This window comes from Natronorubrum daqingense, assembly GCF_001971705.1.
In the GTDB taxonomy this organism is placed as follows: Archaea; Halobacteriota; Halobacteria; order Halobacteriales; family Natrialbaceae; genus Natronorubrum; species Natronorubrum daqingense.
In genome coordinates this window covers 79,719-96,668 of the sequence record NZ_CP019329.1, presented here as the reverse complement: position 1 = coordinate 96,668, position 16,950 = coordinate 79,719, and the positions used below count along the sequence as shown (strand labels likewise).

The 16,950-nt window shown below is 54.1% G+C and carries 16 protein-coding genes; 6 read left to right on the top strand and 10 right to left on the bottom strand.

What is annotated here, in order from left to right:
- Positions 1-220: 220 nt before the first annotated feature.
- On the top strand, positions 221-517 hold the full coding sequence (locus tag BB347_RS17840; RefSeq protein WP_076583991.1) for a PadR family transcriptional regulator: 297 nt from the start codon (positions 221-223) through the stop codon (positions 515-517).
- A 135-nt stretch (positions 518-652) separates the two neighbouring features.
- Here the strand turns inward: BB347_RS17840 and BB347_RS17835 are convergent, their stop codons facing one another.
- The 8 genes from BB347_RS17835 to BB347_RS17800 form a co-directional block, all read right to left on the bottom strand.
- Complete coding sequence (locus BB347_RS17835; protein WP_076583989.1) at positions 653-4,120, bottom strand: Eco57I restriction-modification methylase domain-containing protein; 3,468 nt, start codon at positions 4,118-4,120, stop codon at positions 653-655.
- A gap of 250 nt (positions 4,121-4,370) precedes the next feature.
- Positions 4,371-5,426, bottom strand: coding sequence for a Cdc6/Cdc18 family protein (locus BB347_RS17830; RefSeq protein ID WP_076583987.1), 1,056 nt, complete (start codon positions 5,424-5,426; stop codon positions 4,371-4,373).
- A 90-nt stretch (positions 5,427-5,516) separates the two neighbouring features.
- On the bottom strand, positions 5,517-5,813 hold the full coding sequence (locus BB347_RS17825) for a type II toxin-antitoxin system RelE family toxin (protein ID WP_076583985.1): 297 nt from the start codon (positions 5,811-5,813) through the stop codon (positions 5,517-5,519).
- Between the two features lie 9 nt (positions 5,814-5,822).
- Entirely contained in the window at positions 5,823-6,092 is a 270-nt protein-coding gene (locus tag BB347_RS17820; protein WP_076583983.1) for a ribbon-helix-helix domain-containing protein, read from the bottom strand.
- 135 nt (positions 6,093-6,227) lie between these two features.
- Positions 6,228-6,746 carry a DedA family protein gene (locus tag BB347_RS17815; RefSeq protein WP_076583981.1) on the bottom strand — a complete coding sequence of 173 codons (519 nt, stop codon included), beginning with the start codon at positions 6,744-6,746 and terminating at the stop codon, positions 6,228-6,230.
- 567 nt (positions 6,747-7,313) lie between these two features.
- On the bottom strand, positions 7,314-8,210 hold the full coding sequence (locus BB347_RS17810) for a hypothetical protein (protein ID WP_076583979.1): 897 nt from the start codon (positions 8,208-8,210) through the stop codon (positions 7,314-7,316).
- Positions 8,211-8,373: 163 nt separating this feature from the next.
- The gene (locus BB347_RS17805; RefSeq protein WP_236996029.1) at positions 8,374-9,075 is read right to left on the bottom strand and encodes a transposase; all 702 of its coding nucleotides are present in this window, start codon (positions 9,073-9,075) and stop codon (positions 8,374-8,376) included.
- The gene (locus BB347_RS17800; protein ID WP_076583975.1) at positions 9,068-9,823 is read right to left on the bottom strand and encodes a hypothetical protein; all 756 of its coding nucleotides are present in this window, start codon (positions 9,821-9,823) and stop codon (positions 9,068-9,070) included. The genes BB347_RS17805 and BB347_RS17800 overlap by 8 nt, the downstream gene beginning before the upstream one ends.
- Positions 9,824-10,316: 493 nt before the next feature.
- Between BB347_RS17800 and BB347_RS19705 the strand changes: the two genes are divergently transcribed.
- On the top strand, positions 10,317-10,583 hold the full coding sequence (locus tag BB347_RS19705) for a winged helix-turn-helix domain-containing protein (protein ID WP_236996028.1): 267 nt from the start codon (positions 10,317-10,319) through the stop codon (positions 10,581-10,583).
- Between the two features lie 104 nt (positions 10,584-10,687).
- On the opposite strand, the gene BB347_RS19090 is transcribed toward BB347_RS19705, so the two are convergent.
- Positions 10,688-10,933 (bottom strand): hypothetical protein, encoded by a 246-nt coding sequence (locus tag BB347_RS19090; RefSeq protein ID WP_139327061.1) that lies wholly within the window; start codon positions 10,931-10,933, stop codon positions 10,688-10,690.
- A gap of 16 nt (positions 10,934-10,949) precedes the next feature.
- Between BB347_RS19090 and BB347_RS17785 the strand changes: the two genes are divergently transcribed.
- Together BB347_RS17785 and BB347_RS19085 are read left to right on the top strand one after the other, a co-directional pair.
- Positions 10,950-11,348 (top strand): homing endonuclease associated repeat-containing protein, encoded by a 399-nt coding sequence (locus BB347_RS17785; RefSeq protein ID WP_077202647.1) that lies wholly within the window; start codon positions 10,950-10,952, stop codon positions 11,346-11,348.
- Positions 11,349-11,492: 144 nt separating this feature from the next.
- On the top strand, positions 11,493-11,636 hold the full coding sequence (locus BB347_RS19085) for a hypothetical protein (protein WP_157525019.1): 144 nt from the start codon (positions 11,493-11,495) through the stop codon (positions 11,634-11,636).
- Here the strand turns inward: BB347_RS19085 and BB347_RS19995 are convergent.
- Positions 11,623-12,027 (bottom strand): DUF7718 family protein, encoded by a 405-nt coding sequence (locus BB347_RS19995; RefSeq protein ID WP_076583964.1) that lies wholly within the window; start codon positions 12,025-12,027, stop codon positions 11,623-11,625. The two genes, BB347_RS19085 and BB347_RS19995, sit on opposite strands and share 14 nt — an antisense overlap.
- Before the next feature lie 822 nt (positions 12,028-12,849).
- On the opposite strand from BB347_RS19995, the gene BB347_RS17770 reads away from it, so the two are divergent.
- The gene (locus tag BB347_RS17770; protein ID WP_076583959.1) at positions 12,850-13,494 is read left to right on the top strand and encodes a hypothetical protein; all 645 of its coding nucleotides are present in this window, start codon (positions 12,850-12,852) and stop codon (positions 13,492-13,494) included.
- Positions 13,495-14,004: 510 nt separating this feature from the next.
- The gene (locus BB347_RS17765; protein ID WP_083687816.1) at positions 14,005-16,947 is read left to right on the top strand and encodes a hypothetical protein; all 2,943 of its coding nucleotides are present in this window, start codon (positions 14,005-14,007) and stop codon (positions 16,945-16,947) included.
- The last annotated feature ends 3 nt before the right edge of the window (positions 16,948-16,950 follow it).

Here is a 16,950-nt window from a genome sequence, read left to right as displayed (position 1 = left end):
CCAAAATTATTGCTTCCTCTACCTCGCTTTGCGTAGCCTCAGTCATCCTATTAGCCTATATTGCTGACATGACCATAATAAAAATTCTTGCCGTACCCCTCTGGTATTCCAGGCTGGTCAAAAATCCAATTTGATGTTAGCTAAGCGATCCACAGAATGTAACAAGTGACTTTGGAGAAATGGCCGTCAATCTTATCCTTTTACATGTCCAAAATTGCACGTGTACGACCTTACTGGCTTTCAACGCGATATACTGTACGTCATTTCCGGGCAAGAGGAACCACACGGATTAGCAATCAAAGAGGAACTCGAGCAGTATTACGAGTCTGAGGTGCATCATGGACGCTTGTATCCAAATCTAGACCAGCTTGTTGACAAAGGATTGGTCGAAAAGGGCGAGGTCGATCGCCGAACCAATTTTTACGCGATCACGTCCCGCGGTATTCGCGAACTGGAGGCACGACGGGAGTGGGAAAACCAGTACCTTGACGAGAGACTCTCCGATCGGCAACAGTAGATAGTAACACGTCTCTTTATTCAATCTCACAGCTAAGACCGAAACTGGCGATTCGGTAACTACACCTGCTTATTGAACGCTGGACGACCTATCAGGACTGAGGGATAATCGGAATAGCATGCTGAATACAGGGCGCTAATCAAGCACGACGCGCGTGTCCAGCGGATTCGTCGGCGCTTCAGTCCGTTCCCGAATCAACTCCCGTGCCTCATCATCGAAGCCGTAGAGATCCATAACGAGATTATCCAACTCCTCCTGCAACCCCCTCATCTCTGCACCTGCATCCTCCAACTCAACCTGAATCAACTGCAGCCGTTCCATAATCTCAGGGAGCACCGACTCGTCCTCCGGAAGTTCGATTTTCTTGATCTCATCCGCCATCTCGAACGTCTTCACGTTCAAGAACTCAAGTACCAACTCTTGGAACTCGCTGTACTCGTCGAAGAACTCAATCTCTACAGACAGATTCTGGAACGTGATTTTGTTCCCGTCAACAACAGGTTCCTCAATCTTCACACTACTGAGATTGAATGATTTAATCGCGCGGTGCTCTGTCAACGGGAGCGTTTCCACGTCGAAGCTCTCGTACACTTTCCGTGGATTCTGAAGTACCTCGTCAGCCGTCTCAAGACTATTCACGAAGTCGATAATCTCCTGTGTCTTCTCAGCGATATCCTCCTTTAGGCCGGAACCATCTGAGTCAGGCAGCGGGAGCGACCCCCACACGTTCCCATAATATCGAAGGTACGAACCACGGTACGTCGGAGCTTCCATCCGCATGTAGAACTGCATGACAATACTATTCGAAAGACCTGCGAGGAAATCGTAGTCAGCCTCGTTTTTGGGAACGGCGTAATAGATAGTGTTCAGAAGGTGAATCTCCCCATCGACGAACGTGAAGTTGTTGTAGTACGCGATGTCCGGAGTAATGATCTTCTTTTCATCCGTAACCGCTCCCGGGCGGCCCCTCCGAAGCTCCCACCAATTGTTAATAGTGGTTCGCTCCTCAAGTTCCTCTCGGTACCCACGGAGATGCTCCTTGATATTCGGATAATCGTCGATATCTAGGTCTGAATGCGCATAGATGACTTTGCGAGTAGGCGTCGGCTCTCGCCATCGACGAATCTCTTTCCCCTCCAGCACAGGGTAAATAATCTCCTCCTCAAGATCCTTCTCCTTGATTACCTCATCAGTCACGAGGTACGGAGGCAGTCTCCCAGGCTGCATCCCTGTCTCGATTCTATCACATAAATTAGCAAACTCTTGATTCCCCGATCCATCCTGGATAGCGTTCAACACAGTGCTGTCCTCGCTGGGAATCATCTTCCAGGACTGCTCTTCAAGACTCTCAGAGGAGACAGGGAAGGCGTTGATGTACTCATCTGAGTACTCCTCCCCAAGGTGGCCTTTGATGTGGTTAAGGAGCGCAGCGACATCGCCCATCTCCTCCTCTACACCCACGAACGGAAACTTATACTCCTCTGTGTTCGCTTCCTCCTCGCTTGTTTTTCGCTCCATCACGAACACACACGGGTAATTCACTGCGTCTTCAAACACACCTGCATCGGCGAAGTCGATGAACTCCTTGAGGTAGACGTACCGGGGGAGGTTCTTCCGGAGTTTCTCACCGTACTGGTTGGTGATGAACTTGTTCGACGTGATGTACCCCACCTCACCACCGGGATTGAGCCAGTCACGAACGGAATCGATGAACAAGATCAGCATGTCGTACTGCCGGTGCGCAGCACTGGGGAACGCCTTGTTGTACGTCTCCCTCTGACCCTTGGGTATATCGTTGTAGTAGACGTAAGGGGGGTTTCCTACGACGATGTCATAACTCCCACTCTTGATGGCGTCTGCTTCTTGCTTGTCCTGCTGGTACTTCCGAATAATCGAGTCCGAATGAAACCCAGAGATCTTTGTGTCAACCCCACGCTTCAGCGAGTCTGTTTGGTATATTTTGAAGTTGTCAATCGTGTACTCCGGATGTTCCTCCTTGACGTCGCGGTACAGGTCAACAATCTGGAAAACAAGGTTGATTTGAGCGATATTGACAGCGAACGGGTTGATATCCAGTCCGTGAAGCCGCTTCTGCACAATCTCCAGTGCTTCCTTCGGCTCGACTCCCTTAGACTCTAATCGGCCAACGAGGCGATTTGCCGCCTGCACAAGGAATGTCCCAGAGCCAGTAGCAGGATCGAGCACGTCCTTGTTCTCGATAGGTTTGTCAGCGGTATAGTCCAGCCTATCCAATATGAAGTTCACAACCTCTGTTGGTGTATAGAACTCCCCGAGGGTTTGCCTCTCCTCCTTTGGGAGGTGTTGCTCGTAGAGCGTCCCGAGAAGGTCCCTGTCTACGCCCTCGAAGTCATAGTGGTTGAGGTGCCAGAACGTCTTCTGGAAGATCTCGTTGAGTCCACCCCCGTTACGGAGTTCCCAATCGAAGATAGATCCGGAGAACAGGTGCTCGTAAATCTCCGTCATCTCGGTACACGCAGCATCGAACAGATCTCGGTAGTCTCGCTGCGGACCAGTATACTTCGCGTAATCACTCCAGAAGTCGAAGTAACGATGCACGCCACCGTTCGACACCATCGTATTCAGCAGGTTCTTATCCTCCGCGATGCGAATAAAGAGAATCTTGTTGATTTGCGTGTAGACTGACTCACGACAGAAAATCCGCTTATTTTCCGCTTCTTCCTCTCCAACACGGTTCGAGAGTTGCTTCCAAACCTTATAGTCTTCCCAGAACCTGCGGTAAGGCTCCCAGTCTTCCTTGAGTTCAGAAATTTGCTGACGGAGCTCCGCAACCTCTTCCTCGTTTGTACTATCGGGACTGCGAACAGTGTCGATCTCATCCGTGAGTTGCTGGTGGCGCTCGCTCAATGCGTGGTGTTTCTCCTCGAACTCATCGAACTTCTTGAGCGAGTACGGCATAAAGTACTCGTTAATCGCCTTCTCCAATGCATTGAGCAGGTTTTCAAACCCCCCGTCCGTTGAAACACTCTGTATCTGCCCCGAGGGAAGGTCGAACTCATCGAATTTCGAGATATCTGCTACTTCTTCTCGCCGGAGTTTGTTCAACTCCAGCAGATCCTGGTACTCCGCGATGTCTACTTCAGATGTGAGTGCGCGCCCAGTGTCCGCGTTCACCAATGCCTCAAAGTTGATGTCTGCGATGAGTTTCGCGGTGAATCCACCGTGAGTTATTGCATCCTCATCGTCCGGGCTACAGGTCTTGTAGAGCCGGAACTTGTCGATGTTGGTGGAGACGAAATATTCGACGTAGTTGCGCTCACCACAGTACTCGAACCCTTGTTCAACGCCTTCTTCAACGTTAATAGAGCGACGTTTTGCTTCGACGACTATGACTGCGTTCCCATCGTCGTCCCGGAAGATAATGTCGTTCCAATCGTTCTCCTGCTCGTAGTGGCTCTCACCGTGTCCGAGAACGTTGATGAACAGGTGGTTGATGAGTCGAGGGACGACGTCAGGTTCAGCTCTGTCCTCGAAGTCGATCTCACGGTAAATAGCCGCATACTCGTTGAGAATATCCTGGAGGCGTTCGTTCTCCGCATCCGAAAGATCCAGCCCGGAAGACATAGTCTTCCCTACTGCTAATCGTCACATAAATGTACGGAGTCGAATTCTGCTACTATGCAACGATACATTTCGGATGACGTGGTGCGTATCGACATCCCGGCTCGGTTGGTTGCTGAACTCACGGTCTATATTTGACAGTTTTTTGATATCTATCCAAGAGGTGGGTAGCTGAGTCCGGTAACGCGTTCGCCTGTATGTACGCGCGTTTCGCGCCCCACACTAAATAAAAAACCGCGCTACCATCTACTTGTTAACGCAAAATCGCCCGCGCCGCGTCAGTCAACGCGTACTCCTGTGGATGCCGATCTTCGAGTACACACACCAGATTGTACTGCTGGAACTTCTCACCGAGCCAGCCACGAACAGTGCGGGCACCACACTCGTTTGTCACCTGACTCGCGTATTCCTCGTGAATCGACCCGCTGGTCGCCGGACCACTCTCAAAGAGTACGTCGAGCACAACCCGCTGATCGGCCGTTAGTGACGAAATCCGTGCGCGGGCGATATCCTCCTTTGCGCTGACGGTCGCCGCCGAGATCACATCATCGGTGATCGACTCGACATCACCGGTCGCGACAGCGTCCACAGAGTTTCGCAAAATGGCGATTGCTCTGCGAGCATCCCGCTCTGCCCGATCGGAAATCGTCTCGAGCGTCTGCCGGTCCACAAGTCCGGATTGGACGCCCGCAGCCCGAATCCGATCATCCAGAATCGAGCGTAACTCACTGTCGTGATACGGGTCGAATTTAACACGCGTCGCCGTCCCGATTCGCGAATAGACTCGCGGCTCGATATCGCCGACGACCTGATGTGGGTTGTTCGCTGCCAACAGCAATCGCACATCCGGGATTTCATAGAGGTCGCGCAAAACGAGATCGTCGACGAGCTTGTCCGCTTCGTCGAGGAAGATCACCGTCGGCCCGTCAATCGCGTCCTTGATCTGATAGAGCAGTTCGTCGGCTGGCGTCGAATCGCGACGAGCCGTGGTTGAGCCCACCAGTTGCTCGAGGATGGTATACAGCACTCGAGAGCGTTTGTGATCCGTCCAGCAGTCGGCCATGACGGTCTGGATGGCGTCGAACTCGGCGTCAACCTCGTGGATCACGGCCTCAACGGTACACGTCTTCCCGACACCAGGCGGGCCGTGGACTAATGCAACCTCGACGATGCCGCCAGCAACATCCGGGGAGAGTAACGAGGCAAGGTGTGTCTGCTCGTCGTCGCGATGACGAATCGTCTCGGGTGCGTGATCATCACGTAAGGGTGCCCGATCGCGAAGAATATCTTGGTCCGAATAGGAGCGCATACCCGTCTGTTTGCATGAGTGTCAGTTAAATTGAGTGGGGGTTCGTTCCACCCGTTCCACCCGCCGGTTATTTGACCGACTCGCAACGGATTACTCGTCGCGCCAAGACCCCCAAACTTCACGGTATTTTCCGAGTTCCCGGTATTCCTTCTTTCGCTCGAAAGCGTCGATAGCGTAGATCGTCTCGTTGTCTTTGTCCCAGTCAATCAGGACCCGGAAGTCACCAACTCGAAGCTTGTATCCGGGATGGTTTTTCAGTCTATCGAGAAAGTGCTCAGGAAAGTCACCGATATCCTCGAGTTTGTTGATGATTCGTTTCGCGTCTTCTGTTTCGAACTGCTCCAGCGTTTCAACCAGCGTCTCCGTCAGGACGATCTCGTGGGCCACCGTTCAGCCTCACTCCTCGTCGATTCCAAGGCGTTCTCGAGCCTCATCCGTGGACAGTGTCCGCCCCGCCGCGATGTCCGCATACCCCTCAGAGACACCCTCCTGTGCTCCAGGCGTCAAAATCGGCTCCGTGGTGTCACGCAGTACCTCACGGATGAACTCCGAGCGGTTGGTGTAATTCAGTTCCTGTGCCAATTCGTCTAGCTCTTCCAAAAGACGCTTGGGAACTTTGACGTTGAGTTTCACCATGTCGCCGTTGTCTTCCGCGTCGGTACTCATACATCGTGGTACGTGGGTGGTACTGATAGAACTGTCGCCCAGTCCACTCGCGGTCGGCGGTGAATCTGAAAAGACCTCGATTGATCTTCTCTAGTCAGAGCAGGCGAGTACTTCGCAGACTGATCCCAAGACTATTTACAGTATTCCAAGAAGTTCGATGGATTCGAAGCTAATCAATACAATAATAATATAATTTAGAACTGTGGACGTGAGCGCGTAAAAGGTAGTACGAGTAATTGGATAGGAAGTCATGCCTGCAGGAATCATGATGAAGGATCCGACAAAGGGGGCGAGATTCGTAACAAAGATACCGATACCACTGTATTGTTGAAAATAGTATTCAGCTTTCATTATCTGTTCATCCGACACAGAAACATTTGGAAGCGCGTTAATCGCATCTATTCCACGACTATTAGATATGTGATATATGATGAGTTGGCCAGTTACATATCCAAACGAAGCAACGAGTATACTAATAGCGATTAATCTTGAGGATGCTGAAATAGCAATGAGGTATCCTGGCAAAAGAAGCGATGTGGGGAATATTTTCCCTATTATTGCACCTTTCAGCACAAACAATAGGAATAGTGCAGGCTCGTCAAAAATTAATAAAAGAGTGAAGCCTGATTCGATTAGCTGTTCAAGAACGGGCATGGCATATAACGCATTAGGCGATGAGGTTTTTGCTCTTACTATTACATGTATTGATCGTTCAGTATGTCTATAGAGCGCACGGTAACACCACGACAAATCTATTTGGAAAATCCACTCTAGTTTGTGGGCCAATTCACGAACTAACGAATACACCGGGATCACCAGTGATAGACAAATTTAACATATCTCTTCTCAATCGTACAGTTACGCCGACCCAAGACAGTTCTCAGGTTTGAGCGACGTACACACTTAAGGGGTGTTGTGCTGACTCTCCTGGGAGCCTTGTAAGGTCGGTTCGGTGTGATCCTGTTTCCTACAGAAGGGACTCTGAGTGCAACGCGAAACCCCTCGAGCAGACGATTCCGATCTAGATTGCCAGTTCCCGGTGACAGTTGACGTCTTCAGTGACTGCTCTCGAGCAGTCGTCGGTCTATGACCGTCGACGACCGATCGAGAGACAGACATACAAGTAACCAGACAGGCAACCAACCGCAACCGCAGGGGAATTCTGTTAGCGTTGGAGAGTGTTTTCCTTCTCAGGTGGGTTCGAACAACCCGGGGACAGCCTCAACCGTCGACGTCACTTGTCACCGGATCCTCGTGCTCAGGGACTCCAGTTCCTTCACCAGGGACTTCTACATCGTCCATCAACAGGACGCGCCGTTCGGTGTACTCGAGGCCGTTCTTACGCTGGCGTTTCCGCTTAATTGCCAGCCGACTCTTCGACAGATCGAGTAAGGCATCGATCGTCCTTGAGACGAGTTTCTTTGCATAACCATCACTGACGCCCTTCTCTTGGCGGCGGATCCAGTGTTTCATATCGCCCGCTGTGATGTACTCACGGACTCCTGCACTCCCTTTCTTCCAGGGGTTGTCACCGACACCGGGATCGGAACGCGCCTTCCAGAGTTTGGCAGCGAGCCGAGAGGGCAGCGCGGACGTGGTTGCATGGAGCATGTCGTCGTCCATCTTTGCGAGTTGCTGGATGGGCAGGAGATCGCCGTGTGCTAGCGCGACGCCGCCACCACGCTCGAGTGGGTCTTCACTCTCTGGGAGTCGGAAGTACTGGCGACCGTCGTCTTTGCTCACACGCTCGAGTCGACCATCGGCGACGTTGATCTCGCTTTCGTCGACGTTGGCATCGAGCAGATGTGCGCCTTTCTCGAGTTCGCGAGCCTGGAGTTCGCCGACGCGAGTCTTGTTTGCGTTCAGCTTCTTCTCGTGGGCGTCTAGTCGCGCCTCGACCGGTGTCCGCGCTTGCTCGAGTTCTTCAACCCGGGCCTCGAGACGTTCGTTCTCTGCACGCTCTTGATCGAGTTCGACTTCGAGATGATCGAGACGATCTTGCTTCTGTTCGAGGCTGGATTCAAGCGTGACGATTCGGTCACAAAGCACCTCGAGTTCGTCTGCTAGTGCTTGGATAGTCGATGCGTTCGGTCCGGATTGCTCGGAATTTGTGCTCATGTTGTCAGGGTCTGCAGTTGGAGTAGTTGGAAAGACGATGCAGCCAGCAGTCAGCGGTCAGAAAAGCGGGGACAACACTGGGGGCGGGCGATCGGCTGCGTAGCTAGTCACAGAGCAACGGCTCGAGGCCACTCGGGCCCCAGCGCGACCGTCGGCCTGTCGGTTACACATCTCTCCGTGACGGCTGTGGCGAGCCACCGTCGGCGACGAGGGCTGGACGTTCACCCACCGTGACCGAGATCGGGGGTCGGTATGCACATCGCTGGCCGGAGTAGTGCCGTTGTGCGAGGACGTTCGCAGCGTTGTAGTCGGCGTAGACTGTTTCGACGTGACAGTCTGGGTTGGTACAACGGAAGGTCCGGTTCAGCGGCCGCTCACCGATGACGCTACAGTCGTGGCATTCCTGGGAAGAGTACTCCTCAGGCACTGTTCCGACCTCGATGTCGTACTCGTCAGCAACCGCCCGAAGACGCAGGTGGGCCATCGGAAGGACCCACGCCGTTCCGCGGTGGGCGTTCGAGTTGGTAAGCCATGCCCAGAGGTCTGGCTGGTAGTGGCTGTCCTCGGTGACCAGCACGGGGTAGTCGTACGCGCTCGCGTACTCGCACAGTTCTCTCGCTGCGCTATCAAGGTCCTCGAGCAGTGCGTTGCGCCGCTGGGTGACGTACGCGACGACCGTGTCGCGGTCGTAGTCGCTGCCAAGCAGTGTGATGACCTGCTCGCGGAGTTCGTCCAGGCGCGTACACAACTCATCGCCGCAGATCGTGTAGGCACCCTTCCAATCGGGCATCCCTACTGGGCAGGCGGTGTACAGGTTGTACTCGCCGAGGTCGACGCCGATCGCCGTTTGGTCGGTGTTACGCATTGGGACCACCTGGCGAGGGCTCTTGGGTGTCGGGTTTGGGTCCTCGGACGGTGGTTGTCCCGCCATCGGAGTCGATCTCTGCCGGTCTGTCGACAGTTCCCGTCAGATCTGTCTCGAGACGGTCGTGTGCCTCTCGTAGGCGGGCGGCCCAGGCTGCAGCTTCAGCAGTTGAGACATTGGGCACGTCCGCCCACTCGAGTTGGTCGTGGGCAGTTGCGAGTGTCTCGAGGTCGACAGCTGAATGGTTAGTTGACGGGGTGGCTGGGTTTGCGTTCTCGGTTGACGATAGCTGGAGGTGGAGGCCCGAAATTGGCTCACGCCCAGTTTCCCGCCACTCGCCATCGCGGCGTTCGTGGGTGATTCGCCACCCTTCGCCGCCCGTATCGGGAATGATTGTGACGCGGCGACGACGGTCATCGACGGTCGTGTACTCGAAGACGAATTCGAGGGTTCCCTGGTGGGTGTCGCGGCCCCCGTCGGTGGCTAGGGTTCGTTCGTTTGGTTGTTCGCCAGACAGTGGACCGATGTACCGGCGACGTCGGGACCCGCAGTCGGGGCAGCTTTCTGAGCCGGCCGCGGTGTACTCGCACCCGCAGTTGGTGCAGCGATACTCGAGCGCGTCGTCGGTATTGGTGGGTTGGCCGTCGGTTTCGACGAAAAAATCTCGATGCTCGAGCGTCTGGCAGCGATTGCACAGCCGGTTGTTCGTGGTTCGTTGCCCGCAGTGTTTGCACCCGCCACGCACCATCAGTGGTCACCTCTCGAGGCTTCGAAGAGGATCGCATCGTCGTTGGCGACGATGAGTTCGTCGTACTGCGTGGTGTCCTGTCGTTTAGGTGCCTTTGCGGGGAACTCTACGGACGGGCGAGTGTGGGGTGTACGGCCTTTCGCCCGTGTGTCCGGGCTTTGGCGCGGGTGCGTTTTGTTGGTGGTGTTTTCGTGGCCAATCGATCGGCCAGCTGTACCATCGTCTATGGGGCAATATTCATTGCCCCTCGAGCGGTCATTTTGCATGGTCGGAAACTCTTGCTAGGGTGACCCGACCCCGGCGTGTCTCCAGCACGCTGGACCTTTGAGGCCCAGAAGGGGCAGGTCAACAGCCATTTGACACCGGCTACTAATATAGCTTACTGACGAGTCGTCAGTATACAATTATACAATACAAGTTTTTATGCACGAGTGGACAGAATACACCTATAACCAGTATCCGTATGTTTATTGCTCCCAACTCCTCGAACGAGATGCGCCAGGAAGCTGAGTGGATGGTTCCGTCGGACGATAAAATTCTGGAACTCATTCGTGAGTATGGCAATTTAACTCCGACAGCAATCGAAGATCTTGGCGGGCCTAGCGCTGGCCATGCCCGAAATCGGTGCCCTGTGCTTGCCAAATATGGATTGGTTGATCGAATCTCCCGCGGCCTCTATGGGATTACTGAGGAAGGGGAAGCTTATCTCAATGAGGAACTTGACGCGAGCGAACTCAAGCAAAATGAGGATACACAGTAAAATCCCGGCCCTGGATGTAATTACGCAGTGACGGATACTAGCTCTAAATTTCGATCCCCCCCACTGTATTCGAAGGGAACCTCGAAGGGAACCTCGTAGGGAAGTCATCCTCGGCTCTCAAATGGGATTTTCGCTAGAGCAACGTACCCAGGCACAGCAAGAAGTACGATAACAGCAGTCCAAACAACCACCATTCTTGGGGCCAGTCCACTAACATCAAAAACCGCAGTGTGAAGAAGTGACCAGGCCGCCTCAGACTTTGCGCTAGAGATCGCTGGACCGGCTGTAACCACTATTAGAAATGCAAAAAGGCCAGTGAATATATTTTCGGGTGTTACCTCAACATCCATCAATTAACAATTCGGCTTGACGAATAATCAAAGTTTTCACAACCACGAATATCTCTCCGACGCGGACCCCCTCGCCGATCTCCAGCGACTAGCGGATGAACACGGCCAGCCAGTGCTTCTTGAAGACGTTGAGGAACACGGCGAATACGACCCATCGACCTATTTTCGACGATTCGAGTCGTGGTTTGATGCACGCAAAGAGGCAGGGCTCAACCCAGAGGATATTCGACCTGGGCGACGCGTCGACGAGGACGACCTGATCGACGCGGTTCGCGACCTCGCAGTGGAACTCGGCCGGCCGCCGTCACAGTCGGAGATGAATCAACGCGGTGAGCACTCTATCACGCCGTACCTGCGCCGATGGGGAACGTGGCCGAAGGCGCTCGAGGCCGCTGGCATGGAGATAGTGGACTGATCACAAACCATGGTGAAGATTTATGTCCACTGGGTGTTGTGGACTAGATACCAGTTAGACACCCCCTAACGGACATTGCAAATTCGTAGGGGGTGTGTAGTAAACAACGCAAACAGAATACGGGTATCAAATCCCGGGGTGTGTATGACATTGAAAAAGAAACCGGAGAATGCGGCTGAACGCTTGGCAGAGGAAACTGACCGGCCTAAAGAGGAGTTTGAACCTGATTTTGAGGAGTATCCAAAGCCAGAGCTTGAAGATCTCGAGTGGGAGACTATCGACGAGTAGGTAAATTCCACTTTTCTATTCCGATTTCTTTTGCGAATCGCTTTGTCAAGCGCCGGTGATTTGATTCGAAGTAACTCTCACACCATCGAGGAGCGTCATTAATTGGAACGTCGGGAAACCCCCATGCACGCCGATCGTCCCCATTCGGTTCGATAAGATCCATATGGAGACCTTCATCCGTGATATCGTGACCGTCCTGTGACTCTGGGTTGTGATCAAATCGGGCGACCTCTTCCCACTTCTCGAGGAGGGCTGTATTGTTTGAGATGTTGTACTCGAGTTTCACGACAAAACGAATGACTTGGCCCCGATCAGTCGCGAAGTACGTACGAATCCGCGTATATGGTGGCGCGATTTCGTTCGTATACTCTGTTTCGTTGACGGGGTCCATTCAGTCAGTAATCTGGCCGGATTAGAGATAAACCCTCGGCTAGGGCGCGGGCGAAGACCGCTTCTTTGATTGACTATTCGGGTCTCGAAAACCACGTTAATGACATGGGAATAACCATTATCACTATGCGTCAGGGGCGGAAATACCATTGAACAACTAACTGATAGGCAGTGGATGGCAAAGTCAGCAGTTGGGTATTGGGTACTCATTCCCGGGATATACATGACTTCGGACAAAAAGGATGATCAGAACGACTCTGAACGTGAGCGTGAACCACTCGAGGCAGATGACTGCGCGCGACCAGACGAGTGGGAACGTGTTTCGTTCGAAGATCTCCCCACCCCGGATACTGGCGAGCACCCAATCCCAGAACCCAACGAGTTGACTGAAGAACGGACCCAGGATTCGTCGCCGTAAATCCACTTTTCCACCTCACCCCACTTGAAGGGTCAGTCCCAGACCTAAACCAAGGCCCACAGCACCGATATTTCCGGAAGAAATCGGTTGGCACCCATTACTTTCATATTAGATGAACCCGTACGCTCGTATACACAAGGTCACACGACGGTAAAGTCACGAAGTAACGTCGGCTAAGACCCGATCTGTGCGAGTGACTGAGCAGTTCAGGGCGGCCGTGTCGTGTGGCCAAATTCGATAGCTACGCTTCTCCCGTCCATCAGCATTCGAGAGTAGCGCGAGCACTTGGAATCGATGTCGTAGCAGCGGCCATAGCCATACCCGTATCCGTACCCGGAATCCGTTATCGGACAGTAAACGGCCTGCTACGTCCAAAACCCGTCGCATACGCACAACACCCCTACAATGTCAGCCCACGCAGACCAGACTGCCAAGTCTGTCGATACAGACAGGCAGTCAGCGGACACCGCACAGTACAGTCCATACAACTGGATCGAGGACGACGAAGCTGAAACTGAAGCTGAAGACGGCACCCACGGTGACTCGAGTTCCGGTCACAGTGAGACGACCGGAACGACAAAGGAATCCTCGTTGACCCGATTGGTTTTGAAGCAAACCTCCGATCGGATCATCGACCCGATTGCGTTGCATGAACCTCCAGAAGAGGGTCTGCACGATTTCGAAGGCCAAGTGATCGATCTGACGGACGAAGAGGTGTTCCCGCCAACGCGTCGGTATCGTCACACCCCACAGACTCAGATGCAAAAGAAAGCGCCAGCAACGGAACCGTGGCGCTACTCGGAGGTCGGCCACGTCACGTTCGGCGGGATTATCCCTGACCGATCGAAATCGGAGTTACTCGAGGCGATCGACCTCTTTTTCGCGCTTGTGCAGACGCGACTCACATCGCGAACCAAAGCGAAAATCAGAGATCGGGCGATGACGCTCAAGTCGTCCGGAGACATTCACGACACGGAGATCATGCGCCGGGTTGGGCGCTGGACGTTCAATCCGACGGAACTCGAGCTTGCGGCCACAGTTGAGGAGTGAATTTCTATGAGACAACACCAGTCATCCAAGACGGATAGCAACAGCAGTCGACTGAACGCGTTGGAGGGACTGTGGTCGGGGACACCTCGGAAAGCCCTGATTGCAGTGTTCTTCGCGGTTTTGATGGTCGCATCGATGCCGGCGATGCCGGCGGCAGCGTCTGGAATGGACGCCGGTGCTGAAGTAGAGCCAGAACCTCAGCTATCGGGCGAAGAGGATCTTAACTCACTCGAGGACGCCCAACTCGAACAAACAATAGAAACCACTGATGAAGAAAACTCCTCGTACTTCACTGATTTTGAGGATTACGAAGCTGGCGATGAGCCATCGGAATGGCAATCGGTGGAAGGACATGAAGAGATAGCTGACGAGGGATTTTTGACTGATAATTCCCTTAGCGTCGAAGATGACACGTCCGGTACGTCGCCCGATGGGCGCGTGATGTGGGAGGATGGACCGACTATTGATACGAGCGCCAATTTCGAAGTATCGGGTACATCGCGCGCGGACATGGGCGATAGCCGTACTCGAATCGGAATCGGTGACGTAGAAGATCGAACCGATGAAGACCAAATCTCGCTCGTGTTCAGCGAAGAAAATGGCGAGACATACCTCCAAACTGACCCAACGGATGACCCAGAAGGTGATACCATTGGCACTTCCTTCGAGGGCGAATGGGCCGATTGGCGGATTCAAGTTGACGGTGGGGACGTGACTGCAAAAGTCTGGGAATCGGGAACTGATGAACCAGAGGACTGGCAATTAGAAGATAGCTTTGAGGAATTCGAGGGTGAGTTCTTCGCATCGGCCGGCCACACCGATAACAATCGAGAACTGTTTGTTGACCAGATCGACGGCGGGGGCAACTCCTTGAGCGGACAGGTCGTCGACCAAAGCGGCGAACCAATCGAAAACTCGACTGTCGAAGGCCTCGGCACAAATCACGATGCACTGAACGACACGGTCGAAGACGCGGAAGCCGAAGCCGAGCAACTGCTCGACGATGCATCCGATCCCTTCCCTGATGAGTGGGAAGATGACTTCAACCTGATCGACGAGGACATCTTCGAGGACGACCCCGGCGACTTCGCGGATGAGATGTTCAATCTCGAGACCGACCTCGACGACCTTCTCGGCGATGTTGGCGGCGAGTACGCGGCGGTCCACACCGAAGATGACTGGGACATGAACGCCCAACGAGGAACGTGGGCGTCTGAAACGCTGCTCGATATGCAGCAGGTTGATCCTGATCTTGGCGAGCCACACCTCGTTGTTGACGAAGGTGAGCAACTGGTCCTCTCGAAGTGGGATGCAACCGAATCTGGTGGGCTTGTCAGCGACCGAGAGGACTCTATTGACGATGCACTACCAGGACGAACGACGAGTGGCGAAATCGTGGTCGAACAGCTCTCGATGTCTGGCGAGACGACGTCGACTTACGAACGCCAGACGCAGCCACGGGTCGAAACGACCGGCAGCTACTCGTTGAGCACGAAAGAGCACGAAGCGGCCACGTTGAACCCATCGGAGGGTATCTATCGAATCTATCCAGAAGGTAACGAGGCGGCGGCATACTTCCTCATTGTCGGCGACCCCGAGGATATGGTCTCGAATATCGTCCACGACCTCGAGGACGAAGCTGGTGAGCTCACCGATCGCGCCCAAGAGATTCAGGACAACATCGGAGATGGTATTTTCGAGCGCCGTACGACGACGACTGACGAAAACGGCGAGTTCGACCTTCGAATGCAGTCGGGCGTTGAACGCGCGACAGTCCAAACGTATCGCGCGGACGGCGAACAACTAACGGATATCACGGGCGCATCCTTTAGCGACCTACGAGATGTTCGCGATCACGGCTATAACGGCACGTTCCAGGTGGGCGCACCCGAGCGGCATGACGTGCCGGATGAGGATGTGACACTCGAGACGTTCGGCACGGAAGACCTGCCGAATATGGATCTCGATGATCTCGACGAGTGGCGGCAGTGGGCTGAAGACCAACGGCTGAACGAGACCATCGGCGACATGCAGTCGGAGTACGACGAACGCTTCGACGAGATGGAAAACGCGACGCTCGAGTCGACGTACGAAGCTCATAAGACCATCATCGAGGTCAACCCGCACGCAGAAGAACGGTACCTGGAGGACAGCGAGTTCGACTCAGTCCAGGATGCAGATGACTTAGATAACGATGAACTGGCCGAGGAAACAGGCCACATGCAAACGGCAATCCTGAGCATCGGTGGGATTGATCCGCCCGATTTGGACGATCCGTTGGATATCGAAGACGGTGAACTATTCGCCGAGTATCCAGTCCCCGATGGAATCGACGAGGATACGCTGAATCCTGAAATCCATTGGGCTGACGGCTCGAGCGAAGAGCTTGGCGAGGACTACTGGTCGATCGAATCTGGCACGTTCGGCTCGAACACACTCACGGTTGAGGAGTTCCCGATCGATGAAGACGATCCAGCAGGACTCGAGCTCCGAATCTTCGGTGGCGGTGAAGATGGCATAATTGACGACCGAATTTCGGCTGAAAACCCAGCGTTCCAGGGCCAGACGCCGGATGTTCGCGCCATTGACTTCAACACCAAATCGCCGGGTAGTTCGGATCGTGTGAGTATGACGTTCCGGACTGGAGACAACGACTTCGAGGGCGTGACTGATATCGAGGTGTTCGACCCAGAAGGTGAAACGATCGACGCTGACCTCCGGGATGACGACCGCGGGGCGTTCGAGACGAACGGCTCTGGAGAACACTACGTGCGTGCGACGATGGGGGCTGATACCGGCGACGAGTTTGTTGAGACCTTCTCGATCCGCGCGCTCGAGGACCCGCGTAGCGACCATCCAACGGTCCGAACAGAGTCAACAAGTGGTGATGAGCAACTGGCGCTCGTCGGCGAAGGCCTTCGGGACGCCGAAGTGACGGTCGACGATGACCGCGTTGGAATCTCGGCAATCACGCCTGGAGACGACACGCCATCACGACTTGACGTGAAGCCGGACTCTGCGATGGACTCGAGCGTCGATAACATCGACGTTCGACTGCTCGAGGGCAGTGATGAAGCGACACTCGACACCAGCGTTGAGACAGTGATCCACTTCGACGATCTCGATGAGGACGCGGCGATCTGGCGCGGCGACCCAGGATGGTGGCGTGGCGAGCCGATGGAGGTTGGCGAGACCGAACGCTACGGCGAGATCGACGACCGTGGTGACGGAAAAGCCGTGATTCGGACGTTCACCGAATCTGACGGTGAGTTGTCGATGTATGTGAACGACGATCCTGATTGGGGCGAATCGACGAAACACAGCATTGCGACAAGTGTGCCGTCGATCGGAATCCCATTCCTGCCCTTCTCGACATCAGGAGCGGCTGGAGCCGCAGGTGGAGTTGTTGCACTTGGATCTGGAATCGTGGTTCAACGCCGGTACTTAACGTAGGTG